Genomic DNA, 16,720 nt, shown 5'->3' on the forward strand with positions numbered 1-16,720 from the left:
TTTGGTATAATAAGAGGCGGAAGTATCGGAGAACAAACATGAAAAAATATTTACAAAGACGGCTAGCAGGTCTTGCCCAGCTGGTCTCTAAGCGACGGCAGAAAAAACGCAATGACCGCGTTGACACATCGGATTTTACGCTTAAGGACTACGGAACCGTAAGTTTACGTGTCTTAAAGCTGATTGTTGATTTCGGTTATGTCGTTATACTCGCTTTTTTCTTTTTAGGAGCAGGACTCGGACTGGGCTATTTTGCTAGCCAAGTGAAGACGGTAAAGGTGCCAACTAAGGCGACGCTCTTGCAAGATGTGAATAACCTTTCTCGGGTATCTCAGATGACCTACTCTAATGGGAGCTTGATTTCAGCGGTGGACTCTGACCTTTTGCGGACACCGGTTGACGGCTCTGCCATTTCGGACAATGTTAAAAATGCTATCATTGCGACGGAGGATGAAAACTTTAAGACGCACGATGGGGTAGTGCCTAAGGCTGTCTTTCGGGCCTTGTTGTCCTCACTTTTGGGATTGGGAGAATCTAGTGGTGGTTCGACCTTGACACAACAGCTCATGAAGCAACAAATCTTAGGGGATGACCCGACTTTCAAGAGAAAGACTAAGGAAATCATTTACGCATTGGCCGCGGAACGCTACATGAGTAAAGATGATATTTTAACGGCTTATCTGAATGTCTCGCCTTTTGGGCGAAACAACAAGGGTGAGAACATCGCAGGTGTGGAAGAAGCCGCTCAAGGCATTTTTGGCAAATCGGCTAAAGACTTAACCATTCCACAAGCAGCATTTATCGCTGGTCTGCCTCAAAGCCCTATCGTTTACTCGCCTTATGCAGCGGATGGTTCGCTTAAATCAAGTGAAAATCTGCAGTATGGTCTCAATCGCCAAAAGGATGTGCTTTATAATATGTATCGTGCCGGCTACCTGTCTAAGGCCGACTATGAGACCTATAAGGCCTATGATATTACACAAGATTTCTTGGCTCCCCAAGCTGCGACAGCCAATACCCATGATTATCTTTACTATGCTGTCTACAATGAAGCAGTGACCGCCATGTATGACTACTTGGTGAAGCGGGATAAGGTTTCTGAGAATGATTTGAAAAACGATAGCACCAAGGCATCCTACCGGGAACTGGCTCAGCAGGCGGTCAGCCAAGGTGGCTACACGATTTCAACGACCATCAACCAGAAGATTTATGCAGCCATGAATCAAGTGGCTGCCAATAACGCTTCGGTTTTGGATGATAGCAATGGGCAAACACAAGTCGGGAATGTCCTGATGGACAATAAAACGGGGGCTGTCTTGGGCTTTGTTGGTGGGCGAGATTATAATGCCAACCAGAACAACCACGCTCTGGATACGGAACGGTCACCTGGCTCTAGTATTAAACCAATTCTGGCTTACGGGATTGCCATCGATCAAGGATTGATGGGGTCTGCTAGCATGCTGTCAAATTACCCAGCGAGCTTTTCTAGTGGCATCAAAATCATGCACGGAGCAGATGAAGGAACCGCCATGGTTAATCTTCAAGAGGCCCTCAATACGTCTTGGAATATTCCAGCCTACTGGACCTATCAACTGCTGCGCCAAAAAGGTGTGGATGTCCAAAGTTATATGGAAAAAATGGGCTACAAGATTCAAGACTACAGCATTGAGAGTTTGCCATTGGGAGGCGGGATTGAAACAACGGTCCTTCAACAAACCAATGCCTATCAGACCTTGGCCAACGGGGGCCAATACTTAGAACATTATATGGTGGACAAAATAACAGCCCCTGATGGTAGCGTCATTTACCAACATCAGGCGAAACCTGTTCAAGTTTACTCCAAAGCAACGGCCTCCATTATGACCAACCTTCTGCGTGAAGTGTTGACCAAAAAAGGAACGACGAGGTTTTATGATCGGATAACCGAACTAAATGGGAACCTAACCAATATTGATTGGGTCGGAAAGACAGGAACGACAGATAATGTGACGGATGTCTGGTTGATGTTGACGACGCCAACCGTTACACTAGGCGGTTGGGCTGGACATGACGATAACACCTCGCTGGCGTCAGATGCAGGTTACAATCGTAACGCGACCTATATGGCTCAGATGGCCAATGCTATCTATAATGCAGATAGTTCTGTCTTTTCAACGGACAAGTTCACCTATGATAGCAGTGCAATCCAGTCGACAGTTCTTACGTCCACGGGTGAAAAACCTGGAACTGTGACGGTCAACAATAAGTCGGTCAACCTATCTGGGGAAACAACGACCAGCTATTGGGCAAAAAATGGTGCACCGACCACGGTGTATAAGTTTGGTATCGGGGGAACCGATGCAGATTATGTCAAAGCCTGGCAAGCCATTCTAGGAAGTGGCTACTAAATCATGATGGAAAATCTCACAGGTGTCATAGACACCTGTTGAGATTTTTTTGTGTATTGACGCCTTTCTTTAAGATTTGTTATAATAACTTTATCTTTAAAAAAGGAGTTTTAGGATGTTTCCTCAAGAAAATTTTCAAAACAAAGATAGTAAATCTTTGGCAACAGCTTGTGCTATCGTTGGCTTAGCTGGTGGTATCTACTTGTTGTTTGGTTTTTGGTTTTTGATGTTGGCTGCGGCAACGGGCTCAGACTTTCTGACTAGTATTGTCCTTGTCTTTGGCTACCTGGTCCGTTTGGCTGTCTTGGTTCTCGGTATTGTCGGTGCGGTTACCTTCAAGGGGGCTCTATCACCGGTTAAATCAGCTCCAAGCGTCTTGTTGATTGTTGGTGGTGCGATTTCCTTTATCCCTCTCTTAGGTTGGATTGGCGGCATTGTGGCTATCATTGGTGGGGCGCTTTATTTGGCAAGTCTTAAGAATTTCAACCAAACCCCACAAGCTCCACAGAATCCCCAAAATCCCTTTATGCGATAAGGGTGTTTTCATAATTTAAAAAGGAGGTTTGGTATGTATCCTGATGGGACACTTGTGAAACAGTATAACAAAGGTTTGGCGATAACTATCGCGATTCTTAGCCTAATTGGTGGCTTTATCTTTTTGCCTGATAGCCTTAACATAATTTTATATTATCTTCTTAACGGTTATTTTGGTCCTTTGTTTCCCGTTTGGCTTAATTTTTTCATCCTTTTGCCCATTCTGCTTTTAGCTATTATCGGTGCCCTTGTCTATAGAGGGGCACAATCCCCTGTCTATAAGGCGGCTAGGGTATTGACGCTTATTGGTGGCATTCTTTTAGGAATCAATTTTTTGATGATTATGTCTTCACCGTTTTACTATTATTATTTGTCTGGATTCTCCACTATTTTATGGTTTGTTCGCGATTTTATGGCTCTGGTAGGAAATGCGTTTCTTATTGTCGGTGCCTTCCTTTACCTTGCTAGCTTGAAAAAATTCAACCGAGTGTTTATGAATCCCCAAAATCCCTTTATTCGATAAGGGAGAAAGCAAGGTTTTACCTTGCTTTTTTTGACATTTATGCTATAATAAATGTAACTATTTGTCGTCTGCTTTGGTTGAAATATTGTCCAATCAAGGCTTACAGCAGTTAAATCCGCGGTTTCGCTCAGTGATTTAGCTGCTATTTTTGTGTCTATTTTTGGAAAAAAGGAAGGATGTCACATATTCTTAATGATTCTAAAAATTCTGACAATTACAAATAGTAAAGACTTTGGGCTCATACAGAGCAGATGACTAGATAAAGGAGAAAGCATTTTGGCAGGACATGAAGTGCAGTACGGAAAACACCGTACGCGTCGAAGTTTTTCACGCATCAAAGAAGTACTCGACTTACCAAACTTGATTGAGATTCAGACGGATTCCTTTCAAGAATTCTTGGACTCAGGGTTGAAAGAAGTTTTTGAGGACGTGCTTCCAATCTCTAACTTTACAGACACGATGGAGTTAGAATTTGTCGGTTACGAGTTTAAGGAACCTAAATACAATATCGAAGAGGCGCGTGCCCACGATGCGCACTATTCTGCGCCGATGTTTGTCACTTTCCGTCTCATCAATAAGGAAACCGGTGAAATCAAGACGCAGGAAGTCTTCTTTGGTGATTTCCCACTCATGACGGAGATGGGAACCTTTATCATCAACGGGGCAGAACGGATTATCGTATCTCAGTTGGTGCGTTCACCAGGGGTTTACTTTAGTGAAAGTGCTGATAAAAACGGAAAAATTAACTATGGTTCCACAGTTATCCCTAATCGTGGGGCTTGGTTGGAATTGGAAACGGATTCCAAAGATATCGCTTATACCCGTATCGACCGGACACGTAAGATTCCATTTACAACCTTAGTGCGGGCGCTTGGTTTCTCTGGAGATGACGAAATTGTTGATATCTTTGGGGATAGTGACTTGGTGCGCAACACCATTGAAAAAGATATCCACAAAAATCCAAGTGATTCACGGACGGATGAAGCGCTCAAGGAAATCTACGAACGTTTGCGTCCAGGAGAACCTAAGACAGCAGATAGTTCACGTAGTCTCTTGACGGCTCGTTTCTTTGATCCACATCGCTATGATTTGGCAGCTGTTGGTCGTTACAAAATTAACAAAAAACTAAACCTTAAAACACGTCTTTTGGGTCAAACCATTGCTGAAAACTTGGTAGATCCTGAAACTGGTGAGATTTTGGTTGAAGAAGGCACTGTCTTGACCCGTGATGTGTTGGATAGTATCTCAGAACAACTTAATGGGGACCTCAACAAGTTTATCTACACACCAAATGAATATGCTGTGGTGACAGAACCTGTTGAATTGCAAAAATTCCGTGTTGTTTCTCCAGTTGACCCTGATCGTGTGGTAAACATCATCGGGAATGCCAACCCAGGCGAAAAAGTCCGCCATGTAACACCAGCGGATATTTTGGCTGAAATGAGCTACTTCCTTAACCTGGCAGAAGGCTTGGGAACAGTTGACGATATCGACCACCTAGGAAACCGTCGTATCCGTGCGGTTGGTGAACTTTTGGCCAACCAATTCCGTATTGGTTTGTCACGGATGGAGCGTAATGTCCGTGAAAGAATGAGCGTTCAGGACAACGAAGTCTTGACACCACAACAAATCATCAACATTCGTCCTGTGACAGCTGCAATCAAAGAATTCTTTGGTTCTTCTCAATTGTCACAGTTCATGGACCAACACAACCCACTGTCAGAGTTGTCCCACAAACGCCGTTTGTCAGCCTTGGGACCTGGTGGTTTGACGCGTGACCGTGCCGGCTATGAAGTTCGTGACGTGCACTACACGCACTACGGACGGATGTGTCCGATTGAAACACCTGAAGGACCAAACATCGGTTTGATTAACAACTTGTCCTCATACGGTCACCTGAACAAGTACGGCTTTATCCAAACACCGTATCGTAAGGTAGATCGGGCAACGGGTCAAGTGACAAACACGATTGAGTGGCTAACAGCTGATGAAGAAGATGAGTACACTGTTGCTCAGGCCAACTCCCCATTGAACCCAGATGGTAGCTTTGCGACAGATATCGTGATGGGACGTCATCGTGGTAACAACCAAGAATTCCCTGCTAGCAGTGTGGATTACATGGACGTGTCACCGAAACAGGTAGTTGCCGTGGCGACAGCATGTATTCCATTCTTGGAAAACGATGACTCCAACCGTGCCCTCATGGGTGCCAACATGCAACGGCAAGCTGTACCATTGATTGACCCACATGCACCATACGTGGGGACTGGTATGGAATATCAAGCGGCTCACGATTCAGGTGCTGCTGTGATTGCCCAACATGATGGACGTGTGACTTATGCCGATGCAGACAAAGTCGAAGTGCGCCGTGAAGATGGGTCGTTGGATATTTACAATATTGTCAAATACCGCCGTTCAAACTCTGGTACGGCCTATAACCAACGTACCTTGGTTAAGGTTGGCGACCAAGTAGAAAAAGGTGACTTTATCGCTGACGGGCCATCTATGGAACGTGGCGAAATGGCCTTAGGTCAAAACCCAATCGTTGCCTACATGACCTGGGAAGGGTATAACTTCGAGGATGCGGTTATCATGTCCGAACGCCTGGTCAAAGATGATGTCTATACTTCCGTTCACTTAGAAGAATTTGAATCTGAAACACGTGATACCAAGCTTGGGCCTGAAGAAATCACCCGTGAAATTCCAAACGTCGGGGAAGATGCCCTGAAAGACCTTGATGAGATGGGAATTATCCGCATCGGTGCTGAGGTCAAAGAAGGGGATATCCTTGTTGGTAAGGTGACACCGAAGGGTGAAAAGGACCTTTCAGCAGAAGAACGTCTTCTTCATGCCATCTTTGGTGATAAGTCACGTGAAGTGCGTGATACTTCACTACGTGTACCTCACGGTGGTGACGGTGTGGTCAATGATGTCCGTATCTTTACCCGTGAAAACGGCGATGAACTCCAATCTGGTGTTAACATGCTTGTGCGGGTTTACATTGCACAAAAACGTAAGATTAAAGTCGGTGATAAGATGGCCGGTCGTCACGGAAACAAGGGGGTTGTCTCTCGTATCGTTCCAGTTGAAGACATGCCTTACTTGCCTGATGGAACACCTGTTGATATCATGTTGAACCCTCTTGGGGTGCCATCTCGGATGAATATCGGTCAGGTTATGGAACTCCACCTGGGTATGGCTGCGCGTGAGTTGGGTATTCATATTGCTACACCAGTCTTTGATGGAGCAAGCTCAGAAGACCTTTGGGCAACAGTCAAGGAAGCTGGAATGGCGAGTGATGCCAAGACAGTTCTCTACGATGGCCGTACAGGGGAACCATTTGACAACCGTGTTTCAGTAGGTGTCATGTACATGATCAAGCTTCACCACATGGTTGATGACAAGCTCCACGCTCGTTCAACTGGTCCTTACTCACTGGTTACCCAACAACCGCTGGGTGGTAAAGCGCAGTTTGGTGGACAACGTTTCGGGGAAATGGAAGTTTGGGCTCTAGAAGCCTACGGTGCTTCTAATGTCTTGCAAGAGATTTTGACCTACAAATCAGATGATGTGAATGGTCGTCTTAAGGCGTACGAAGCCATCACTAAAGGAAAACCAATTCCAAAACCTGGTGTGCCTGAATCCTTCCGCGTTTTGGTCAAAGAATTACAATCTCTTGGTCTTGACATGCGTGTCCTTGATGAAGACGACCGAGAAGTTGAATTGCGTGACTTGGACGAATTGGACGATGATGAAGTGATGCATGTGGACGATTTAGAGCGTGCGCGTGAAAAGCAAGCCAAAGAAGATCAAGAATTTAAACAAACAGAACAATAAGACGCGGTCTTAAGAGAAACAATTAGAAAGGGATAGAAAGTGGTTGACGTAAATCGATTTAAAAGTATGCAAATCACTTTAGCCTCACCAAGTAAGGTCCGCTCATGGTCTTACGGTGAAGTTAAAAAGCCTGAAACCATCAACTACCGAACGCTGAAACCTGAGCGTGAAGGTCTATTTGACGAAGTTATTTTCGGTCCAACCAAAGATTGGGAGTGTGCCTGCGGGAAATACAAACGTATTCGCTACCGTGGTATTATCTGTGACCGCTGTGGTGTTGAGGTCACACGTGCCAAGGTTCGTCGCGAACGCATGGGGCACATTGAACTTAAGGCGCCTGTTTCACACATCTGGTATTTCAAGGGTGTGCCATCTCGGATGGGCTTGACCTTGGACATGAGTCCACGTTCTTTGGAAGAAGTCATTTACTTTGCTGCCTATGTTGTCATCGATCCCAAGGAGACACCTCTAGAAGCTAAGTCACTCTTGACAGAACGGGAATACCGTGAAAAATTACAAGAATACGGTCCAGGTTCCTTTGTGGCCAAGATGGGAGCGGAAGCTATCCAAGACTTGTTAAAACAAGTGGACTTGGAAAAGGAAATTGCAGAGCTTAAGGAAGAGTTGAAATCTGCAACGGGACAAAAACGGGTCAAGGCTGTTCGCCGTTTGGATGTTTTGGATGCATTCTACAAGTCTGGGAACAAACCAGAATGGATGGTCCTCAATATCCTGCCGGTTATTCCGCCAGACCTTCGCCCAATGGTTCAATTGGACGGTGGCCGTTTTGCGGCTTCTGACCTCAATGACCTCTACCGTCGTGTTATCAATCGGAACAACCGTTTGGCTCGTCTCTTGGAACTCAACGCTCCAGGAATCATTGTGCAAAACGAAAAACGGATGCTACAAGAAGCAGTTGATGCCTTGATTGATAATGGCCGTCGTGGTCGCCCAATCACAGGTCCAGGAAGCCGTCCGCTCAAATCTCTCAGCCACATGCTGAAAGGAAAACAAGGACGTTTCCGTCAAAACTTGCTAGGGAAACGGGTTGACTTCTCTGGTCGTTCCGTTATCGCTGTCGGGCCAACCCTCAAGATGTACCAGTGTGGTGTGCCGCGTGAAATGGCGATTGAACTCTTCAAGCCATTTGTGATGCGTGAAATCGTGGCTCGAGACATTGCCCAAAACGTCAAAGCCGCTAAACGTCTTATTGAACGTGGTGACGAGCGCATCTGGGACATTCTGGAAGAAGTGATCAAAGAACACCCTGTTTTGCTTAACCGGGCACCTACCCTTCACCGATTGGGGATTCAGGCCTTTGAACCTGTCCTCATCGACGGGAAAGCTTTGCGTCTTCACCCATTGGTCTGTGAGGCCTACAATGCCGACTTTGACGGGGACCAAATGGCCATCCACGTGCCTCTTTCCGAAGAAGCGCAAGCTGAAGCACGTTTGCTCATGTTGGCCGCAGAGCACATCCTGAATCCTAAGGATGGTAAACCAGTTGTTACGCCATCTCAAGATATGGTTTTGGGGAACTATTACCTCACCATGGAAGATGCAGGGCGTGAAGGGGAAGGCATGGTCTTCAAGGACAAGGATGAAGCTATCATGGCTTACCGCAATGGCTATGCCCACTTGCATACGCGTGTAGGTATTGCTGTGGACAGCATGCCTGAAAAACCTTGGACTCCTGACCAAGAGCACAAAATCCTGATTACAACAGTTGGTAAGATTATCTTTAACGATATCATGCCTGCTGATTTGCCTTACTTGCAAGAACCAACTCAAGAAAACTTGACCAAACAAACACCAGACAAATATTTTGTGGCACCTGGTCAAGATATCAAGGCCATCATTGCTGACCTCGAGTTGAATATTCCATTTAAGAAGAAAAATCTAGGAAATATCATCGCAGAAACCTTCAAACGTTTCCGTACTACAGAAACGTCAGCCTTTTTGGACCGCCTAAAAGATTTGGGATACTACCATTCCACATTGGCTGGTCTGACCGTAGGTATTGCCGATATTCCTGTGATTGATGACAAACAAGAAATCATCGATCGTGCGCACCACAAGGTTGAAGAAATTTCCAAAGCCTTCCGTCGCGGTCTCATGACTGACGATGACCGTTACGATGCAGTAACAACTACTTGGCGTGAAGCCAAAGAAGAACTGGAAGCTCGTCTGATTGAGTCTCAAGACCCGAATAACCCAATCGTTATGATGATGGACTCTGGTGCCCGTGGTAACATCTCCAACTTCTCCCAATTGGCGGGGATGCGTGGTCTGATGGCAGCACCAAACGGACGTATCATGGAGTTGCCAATCTTGTCTAACTTCCGTGAAGGGCTCTCCGTTTTGGAAATGTTCTTCTCTACGCACGGAGCCCGTAAAGGGATGACCGATACCGCCCTTAAGACTGCCGACTCAGGTTACTTGACCCGTCGTCTGGTTGATGTGGCGCAAGACGTTATCATCCGTGAGGACGACTGTGGAACTGACCGTGGTTTGGTTGTTACAGCTATCACAGACGGAAAAGAAGTGACAGAAACACTAGAAGAACGTCTACAAGGCCGTTACACGAAGAAGACGGTTCACCATCCAGAAACTGGTGCTGTCTTGCTTGGTGCAGACCAATTGATCACTGAAGCAAAAGCTGCTGAGATTGTCGCTGCCGGTGTTACTGAAGTGACCATCCGTTCTGTCTTTACATGTAATACCCGTCATGGGGTTTGCCGCCACTGTTACGGTATTAACCTTGCGACAGGTGATGCGGTTGAAGTGGGTGAAGCTGTTGGTACCATTGCAGCCCAATCTATCGGGGAACCTGGTACTCAGTTGACCATGCGGACCTTCCACACGGGGGGTGTGGCATCAAGCGAAGACATCACTCAAGGTTTGCCTCGTATCCAGGAAATCTTTGAAGCACGTAACCCTAAAGGGGAAGCGGTCATTACAGAGGTTAAAGGTGAAGTTGTTGCTATCGACGAAGATGCAGCGACACGAACCAAGAAAGTCATCGTCGAAGGGGCTACAGGAACTGGAGAATACACCGTTCCATTTACCGCTCGTATGAAAGTTGAAGTTGGTAGTCAAGTCCAACGTGGAGCCGCTCTGACTGAAGGGTCTATCCAACCAAAACGCTTGTTGGAAGTGCGTGATGCCCTTTCTGTTGAAACTTACCTGTTGGCTGAGGTTCAAAAAGTTTACCGTAGCCAAGGGGTAGAAATCGGAGACAAACACGTTGAGGTTATGGTTCGCCAAATGTTGCGCAAGGTACGTGTCATGGATCCAGGAGACACAGATCTCCTGCCAGGTACCCTGATGGACATTTCAGATTTCACTGACGCTAACCGTGAAGCTGTTGTCTCTGGTGCCAACCCTGCTACTTGTCGTCCAGTTCTTTTGGGAATTACCAAAGCCTCATTGGAAACGAACTCATTCTTATCTGCTGCGTCCTTCCAAGAAACAACACGTGTCTTGACCGATGCTGCCATTCGTGGTAAGAAAGATCATTTCTTGGGTCTTAAGGAAAATGTTATCATTGGTAAGATTATCCCAGCTGGTACTGGTATGGCGCGTTACCGCAATATCGAACCATTAGCTAACAATGAAAATCTTGAAGCTGAAGTTGCATTAGCCCAAACGGGAATGGAACAAGCTGTAGCTGATTTTAAAGAAGAATTAGCCAAAGAAGGTCTTGTCGAAGAAGCACAAGCAGTTGCTGAAGATGAGTTAACTAAGGCTTAAAAGAAAAGGTCCGAGAGGGCCTTTTTTCTTGTCCCCTCAATTTAAAATCAAAGTTTTTTGATAATTCGCTCAGATGCGCTATAATAGCCCTAAGAAATAAATGGGGGTGAGCAGGTGTATCAGGTGATTCAATTAGAAGGCACCATTGAACCTTGGTGGCTCTTTGATGAGTTGCAAGAAGATATTGTGTCTGTGCAGGAATATCAAGATTTTTATGAAGCCCTCAAGGCCTATAAAAAGTTGTGCCAGACGTATTTGGCTCGTTGCCCACAGTTTGATAGCAGAGAAGAGCTGATGGCAGCTTTTTGGGATGAAAGCGAGCAGACCTGGTGTGAAGAGTGTGGCGATATGCTACAAGAATTTCACTCGATTGCCTTACTAGAAAATGGCAAGGTTGTTTCTAAAGCGCGCTACCGCCCCGGTTATGACCATGATACGGATAACCCATTTCCATCGGGCACCAGCCTCAACTAGTCACTACCACACAGAGAGATTATCTCTGTGTGGTTTTTTTGTGGCTAGTTTTCTGCTCCTTTTCGAATAAGGAATTGAAAGGAGTTTTATGGTTCAACGATTAGCAAAAGACTTGATTGCCCAGGCTGTGCAATCACAGGCGCAAGATATTTATCTTATTCCACGTAAGGACGAGTATGAGTGTTTCTTACGGGTGGGAGATAAGCGCCAAGCAGTCGGGACATACCCATTGGAAAAAGGCAAACAGCTGATTAGCCATTTCAAGTTTCTGGCAGGAATGAATGTGGGGGAACAGCGTCGGACGCAACTTGGCTCTTGCGACTATTTGTGGAGTGGCCATCAAACGGTCTCTTTACGTCTCTCTTCTGTAGGTGACTACCGTTCCCTGGAAAGTCTGGTCTTACGTGTTTTGTATGATGGCGAACGTGACCTAAACTTTTGGTTTTCGGGCTTTGAACAAGTTGAAAGCATCCTGGCAGGCCGTGGACTCTATTTGTTTTCTGGACCTGTTGGCTCGGGAAAGACCAGCCTCATGTATCAGCTGGCGAGGACACATTTTAAAAACCAACAGACACTCACGATTGAGGACCCTGTCGAAATCAAGCAAGAAGACATGCTTCAATTACAACTTAATGACAGTATCGGCATGACCTATGATAACCTCATTAAGCTGTCCTTGCGCCATCGGCCAGATTTATTGATTATCGGGGAAATCCGTGACAGCGAAACCGCACGGGCGGTGATTCGAGCTAGTTTGACAGGCGCAACCGTATTTTCTACGATTCATGCCAAGAGTATCCCTGGTGTTTATGCCCGACTCATAGAACTGGGCGTTTCCCCTCAGGAGTTAGCTAATTGTTTGCAAGGCATTATTTACCAACGATTAATTGCAGGAGGAGGTTTGATTGATGTCGCAGATAAGGATTTTAAAACGCATAAGCCCACGCAGTGGAACGCCCAATTGGACCAACTGGCTTTGGATGGTCATCTCACGGAGTTACAAAAGGAAACCGAAAAAATTAGGCCTTAAGCAGGAACGAAAAGTCATTCAGCTGTTTAACAATCTCTTTCGGGCAGGATTTCATTTAACCGAAATTATCGATTTTCTTGAACGCAGCCACCTGTTGCCCGACCAGGCGGTTCAAACCATGGCCAAAGGGCTGGCCTCTGGCGGTCAACTAGCAGATGTCTTACGTGAACTGCGTTTTTCGGATACCGTGGTCACTCAACTGTCCTTGGCGCATATTCATGGCAATGTTCAGGGGAGTCTGGCCCGCATTGAAATCTATCTGACTAGCCTTGCTCAGGTTCGCAAAAAGCTGATTGAGGTGGCGACCTATCCGCTTATCCTATTGTCTTTTTTGGTGCTGATTATGCTAGGTTTAAAGCAATACTTGTTACCGCAAGTCAGCGAGGCGGGCAATTTTGCCGGTCAGCTAATTCGTCTATTTCCGACTCTGTTTTTTATGACTATCCTGCTAGGGAGCTTAATCGCCTTTGGGCTTGTATTTTGGGTTAAAAAAAGCGAACGTCTGTCTGTCTTGACAAGAGCTGTTCGTCTTCCGTTACTAGGACGCTTTATTAGACTTTATTTTAGCGCCTATTTTGCTAGAGAATGGGGAAATCTGATTGGTCAGGGCTTGGAAATGACTCAGATTGTTCATATCATGCAAGAACAACCCTCGCCTTTATTTGTTGAACTAGGACGTGATATGGAAAAGGGGATGTTATTGGGGCGGTCCTTTTCACAGCAAGTTGCAACTTACCCCTTTTTTACCTCAGAGTTGAGTGTGATGATTGCTTATGGCGAAATGAAATCTAAGGTGGCTAGTGAATTAGACATTTATGCCCAAGAGACCTGGGAAACGTTTTTTGAGGGGCTTCATCGTGCCACACAAGTTATCCAGCCCCTTGTCTTTATCCTGGTTGCGCTGGTTATTGTAATGATATACGCAGCCATGCTTTTACCAATGTATCAAAATATGGAGGTGCCTTTTTAAATGAAAAAATTGATTCAATCTTGTCGGGCGAAAACAGCCCAAGCTTTTACCTTAATTGAAATGCTAGTTGTGCTGTTGATTATTTCCGTCTTGCTCTTACTCTTCGTTCCAAATTTGACCAAACAAAAAGATACGGTTAAAGACACAGGCGGTGCTGCTATCGTTAAAGTGGTCGAAGCTCAGGCGGAACTCTATGAGATGAATGGTAGTGACTCAGCTACCTTGGCCAAATTAGTGTCTAATGGAAGTTTGACCAAGGAGCAGGTCGACTCTTACAAAAACTATTATGCAAAACACCATGACCAAACCCAAAAAGTTTCAGGTTAGTGCTTTTACCTTAGTTGAATCTCTGGTGACTTTAGCGGTGACAGCCTTTTTAGTCATGCTTACCTCAGGAGTGGTCACACGTGTTTACCAAACGGTAGAGGAAGGCTTGTTTTTTGCCTCTTTTGAATCCCTGTATCGCCATGGGCAAAAGTTGAGCAATAGCCTACAAAGCCCACAAGAAGTGACCATAGCAGGAGGTCTTGTGTCAGGGCCAGACAGTCGAATTGTGGTGCCGACGACCATTCGTGCAAAAGCAGACTATGAGATTCGTTTTAACCAAACAGGAGGGAACTCCTCCTTGCAGAAAATTCAATTTACTTGTCGTGGAAAAACCGTATCGTATCAACTGTATATAGGGAGTGGTCGTTATAAAAAAAGTATCTCTTAAGGCTTATATTTTGGTGGAAAGTCTGGTAGGCTTGGCCATTTTTGCAGGTGTTGTGACCTTATTGTTGTCTACGACTCAAGCGCAAGTGCGCCAACGATCAGCGAATCGTACTCGCCAGGAAGCTTTTCTGGTCGCCCAAATGGCAGTGCAAACGAAGCAAGAGACCTTGACCCTTAACGGACAAACGGTTCAAGTAGAACGCACACCTACTAGCATGCGATTGTTGGTTCAAGGAGAGGAGTTGGTCTATGTTTATCAAGTGCCGTAGGCTGGCAGCCTTTACCCTTCTGGAATGTCTGGTTGCCTTGGTGGTAATTTCAGGAGGGTTACTCCTCTTTCAGGCGATGAGTCAATATGTTTCCCAGCAGGTCGTGTTTTTGACGCAGGACAAAGAAGAAGACTGGCTCATTTTTGCCCAACAGTTGCAGGCTGAATTTTCAGAATCCCAGTTAGATCACGTCTCAGGCGACAAGGTCTATCTTAAAAAATCAGGGCAAGATTTGGCTATAAGCCTCTCTAAGTCGGGAGATATTCGAAAGACAAATGCTCAGGGCAAGGGCTACCAACCCATGCTCTTTGATGTCTCGTCATTCAAGGTAAGCCAGGAGGGGCAACGCGTTTGGATTATCTTGCAACAAAAAAGGGGGCCAGAGAGGAGACTTTGCTATGATTTTTAAAAAGCAAGTGCGAGCAGGTGTTCTCCTCTATGCGCTTTTGATGGCGGCTGTTTTTAGTCTCTTGCTGCAATTCTACTTACAAGAAGTATTGGCTGATGGACGTGAACAAGAAGCGATGACACAAACAGCCAAGGCGCAGCTGATGGCTGAAATGACACGAGAAGCAGCTGACAAGACAAGTGGTGATTTGCAGTATAATCTAGGAAAGACCCACTATGAGGTCCAAGGTAAGACACTGACAGTTTTGGTAACCCTCTCTAATGGTGCTCAAAGACAATTTACGTTTAATGATAAGGCTAAATCACTGCCTTCTTCTCGTTCACAGGAAGCGCCTCTTTCAGATGAGAGTAGTGCTCCCACAGAGGTGAGAAAGTCTGAAACGTCTGAAAGTAAAGCCTCGTCTTCACCGAAAGAAGAAGTCCCAACGAAAACCAGCCCCGAGGCGAACTCCCTACCACCTACCCTGGTTGGTAGCTGGACAGCTGAACTTGATGGTCAGGAGGTTACGATTACCTATAGTCAGACGGGACAGATCACTTTGCAACAAAACGGGGAGAGCGCAAAAGGCACCGTCAAGGCGTGTGAAGAGCTATCCGAGGGACTCTATCGGGTCACCTCACCTTTGGAAGATTACACCCTTCCTCACCAAGATAGGACAGAAAGCAGACTGGCAGAAGGTTTTCGACTGAAAGATAATGTGTTGACCTATGTTTACTGGACAGGTGATTCTCCTGCAGCTCTTGAAAAAGGCGAAGGGGTCTTGCATGAGGACCCAGTGTCCTTTCATCGGGTGAGCTAAGTCTTATGCGAGTTTTTGAGGCCTAATCCTTAGCTTACCTGATAGATCTGGCCTTAAGTTGTAGTACTAGGGAGGAACAAGAAAACCGTCTAGGCATAGGTCTAGACGGTTTTTGCTGATTAGACAGGCTCAGAGGATAGCTGGCCTGCTAAGTTTTTTTAAGAGAAGTTTTATCTTATTCCTCATCATCGCTCACGATAAGGACGGAAAAGCCTTCTTTAACGGTTTCATAGAAAACAGCGGTCGCCGCCTGGTAGTAAGGGATGACGTAAAAGCTAGCCAAACCAAGTGTTAAAGGAATGAGGAGATACCAACCAAGAAAGCTCAATTGTAGGATAAAGAAACGGAACTTGTAGCCCTTCATCATGGCACGGCTTTCCATAAGACAGTCCCAGGCGCGTGTGTAACTGTTTTGGCTAATACTGTCATAGAGGATAAAGTAAGTCATGCTAAAATGGTAAATATAGCGTACCATCAGTACAAACCAAGTGATAAACAAGACCAAAATAACGATGAGGTTGATGAGGACGGTGGCTTCGCTAGTAATGGCCCCGCTGGCGATTCCTAGGATGGTAATACTGTAAAAGAAAATACCAGCCAGTGCGATAAGGTAGAAAACCGCGTAAATAACAAATTGTAAGAGGGCTACCTTGATGGCCTTACCCAGAAAAGGTCTGCTAAAGATGAGGCCGGCATCTGATACTGCCAAGGCACCTTGTTTATTTTTTCGAAAAAGGGACAGAAGGCCTAAGGTCAAAGATAAAAAACAAGCACTGATGATGAGACTAACGATTGTTGTCGATAGGCTCAACCAGACTGGTAGCGTCGGATTTGCAAAATTACCTGTAGAAGCAGAGGTTAGGATGCGCCGGAGGAAGGGGGCTAACTGACTGACATTAAGGATGAGGGTTAAAAGGATAAAAGGGGCAAATGCTTTGCGGTTGCCTGAGATAAGTTGCCGGGCTTTTTGCCGGATTGCTGAATAATTCATAACGGTAGAGTTCTCCTTTTCTTCTGGTAT

At 45.7% G+C, this 16,720-nt stretch carries 14 protein-coding genes; 13 read left to right on the top strand and 1 reads right to left on the bottom strand.

The genetic code is table 11. The features are described 5' to 3' along the window. Positions 1-38: 38 nt before the first annotated feature. The 13 genes from pbp1b (at position 39) to comGG (ending at position 15,699) form a co-directional block, all read left to right on the top strand. Entirely contained in the window at positions 39-2,387 is a 2,349-nt protein-coding gene (gene pbp1b / locus STRDD12_RS07410) for a penicillin-binding protein PBP1B (protein ID WP_066916748.1), read from the top strand. A 115-nt stretch (positions 2,388-2,502) separates the two neighbouring features. After that, positions 2,503-2,922: a hypothetical protein gene (locus STRDD12_RS07415; protein ID WP_066916749.1), complete on the top strand. Its 420-nt coding sequence runs from the start codon at positions 2,503-2,505 to the stop codon at positions 2,920-2,922. A 33-nt stretch (positions 2,923-2,955) separates the two neighbouring features. Then, positions 2,956-3,444: a hypothetical protein gene (locus tag STRDD12_RS07420; RefSeq protein WP_066916755.1), complete on the top strand. Its 489-nt coding sequence runs from the start codon at positions 2,956-2,958 to the stop codon at positions 3,442-3,444. Positions 3,445-3,720: 276 nt separating this feature from the next. Next, positions 3,721-7,281, top strand: coding sequence for a DNA-directed RNA polymerase subunit beta (gene rpoB / locus STRDD12_RS07425; protein WP_066916760.1), 3,561 nt, complete (start codon positions 3,721-3,723; stop codon positions 7,279-7,281). Between the two features lie 39 nt (positions 7,282-7,320). Then, complete coding sequence (gene rpoC, locus STRDD12_RS07430; RefSeq protein ID WP_331709087.1) at positions 7,321-11,034, top strand: DNA-directed RNA polymerase subunit beta'; 3,714 nt, start codon at positions 7,321-7,323, stop codon at positions 11,032-11,034. 123 nt (positions 11,035-11,157) lie between these two features. Next, on the top strand, positions 11,158-11,508 hold the full coding sequence (locus tag STRDD12_RS07435) for a DUF1033 family protein (protein ID WP_231853459.1): 351 nt from the start codon (positions 11,158-11,160) through the stop codon (positions 11,506-11,508). A gap of 88 nt (positions 11,509-11,596) precedes the next feature. Next, positions 11,597-12,538, top strand: a complete 942-nt coding sequence (gene comGA, locus STRDD12_RS07440) for a competence type IV pilus ATPase ComGA (protein WP_066916764.1) — start codon at positions 11,597-11,599, stop codon at positions 12,536-12,538. Continuing rightward, positions 12,489-13,508 (top strand): competence type IV pilus assembly protein ComGB, encoded by a 1,020-nt coding sequence (comGB, locus tag STRDD12_RS07445; protein ID WP_066916766.1) that lies wholly within the window; start codon positions 12,489-12,491, stop codon positions 13,506-13,508. The genes comGA and comGB overlap by 50 nt, the downstream gene beginning before the upstream one ends. Then, positions 13,509-13,835 carry a competence type IV pilus major pilin ComGC gene (gene comGC / locus STRDD12_RS07450; RefSeq protein WP_066916768.1) on the top strand — a complete coding sequence of 109 codons (327 nt, stop codon included), beginning with the start codon at positions 13,509-13,511 and terminating at the stop codon, positions 13,833-13,835. Beyond that, positions 13,807-14,223: a competence type IV pilus minor pilin ComGD gene (gene comGD / locus STRDD12_RS07455; RefSeq protein ID WP_066916823.1), complete on the top strand. Its 417-nt coding sequence runs from the start codon at positions 13,807-13,809 to the stop codon at positions 14,221-14,223. Before comGC ends, comGD begins: the two co-directional genes overlap by 29 nt. A 13-nt stretch (positions 14,224-14,236) precedes the next feature. Further along, positions 14,237-14,491 carry a competence type IV pilus minor pilin ComGE gene (gene comGE, locus STRDD12_RS07460; RefSeq protein ID WP_231853461.1) on the top strand — a complete coding sequence of 85 codons (255 nt, stop codon included), beginning with the start codon at positions 14,237-14,239 and terminating at the stop codon, positions 14,489-14,491. Then, positions 14,472-14,900 (top strand): competence type IV pilus minor pilin ComGF, encoded by a 429-nt coding sequence (comGF, locus tag STRDD12_RS07465; protein ID WP_066916772.1) that lies wholly within the window; start codon positions 14,472-14,474, stop codon positions 14,898-14,900. The genes comGE and comGF overlap by 20 nt, the downstream gene beginning before the upstream one ends. Continuing rightward, complete coding sequence (gene comGG, locus STRDD12_RS08375) at positions 14,890-15,699, top strand: competence type IV pilus minor pilin ComGG (RefSeq protein WP_066916774.1); 810 nt, start codon at positions 14,890-14,892, stop codon at positions 15,697-15,699. Before comGF ends, comGG begins: the two co-directional genes overlap by 11 nt. Positions 15,700-15,874: 175 nt before the next feature. On the opposite strand, the gene STRDD12_RS07475 is transcribed toward comGG, so the two are convergent. Next, complete coding sequence (locus tag STRDD12_RS07475) at positions 15,875-16,690, bottom strand: DUF975 family protein (protein WP_066916776.1); 816 nt, start codon at positions 16,688-16,690, stop codon at positions 15,875-15,877. Positions 16,691-16,720 lie beyond the last annotated feature (30 nt).

This window comes from Streptococcus sp. DD12 (assembly GCF_001578885.1).
Taxonomy (GTDB): Bacteria; Bacillota; Bacilli; order Lactobacillales; family Streptococcaceae; genus Streptococcus.

Excerpts from the sequence above, each read along its gene's own strand:
- pbp1b (WP_066916748.1), top strand. The coding sequence starts at position 39 with ATGAAAAAATATTTACAAAGACGGCTAGCAGGTCTTGCCCAGCTGGTC.
- STRDD12_RS07415 (WP_066916749.1), top strand. The coding sequence starts at position 2,503 with ATGTTTCCTCAAGAAAATTTTCAAAACAAAGATAGTAAATCTTTGGCA.
- STRDD12_RS07420 (WP_066916755.1), top strand. The coding sequence starts at position 2,956 with ATGTATCCTGATGGGACACTTGTGAAACAGTATAACAAAGGTTTGGCG.
- comGA (WP_066916764.1), top strand. The coding sequence starts at position 11,597 with ATGGTTCAACGATTAGCAAAAGACTTGATTGCCCAGGCTGTGCAATCA.
- comGB (WP_066916766.1), top strand. The coding sequence starts at position 12,489 with ATGGTCATCTCACGGAGTTACAAAAGGAAACCGAAAAAATTAGGCCTT.
- comGC (WP_066916768.1), top strand. The coding sequence starts at position 13,509 with ATGAAAAAATTGATTCAATCTTGTCGGGCGAAAACAGCCCAAGCTTTT.
- comGD (WP_066916823.1), top strand. The coding sequence starts at position 13,807 with ATGACCAAACCCAAAAAGTTTCAGGTTAGTGCTTTTACCTTAGTTGAA.
- comGF (WP_066916772.1), top strand. The coding sequence starts at position 14,472 with ATGTTTATCAAGTGCCGTAGGCTGGCAGCCTTTACCCTTCTGGAATGT.
- comGG (WP_066916774.1), top strand. The coding sequence starts at position 14,890 with ATGATTTTTAAAAAGCAAGTGCGAGCAGGTGTTCTCCTCTATGCGCTT.
- STRDD12_RS07475 (WP_066916776.1), bottom strand. The coding sequence starts at position 16,690 with ATGAATTATTCAGCAATCCGGCAAAAAGCCCGGCAACTTATCTCAGGC.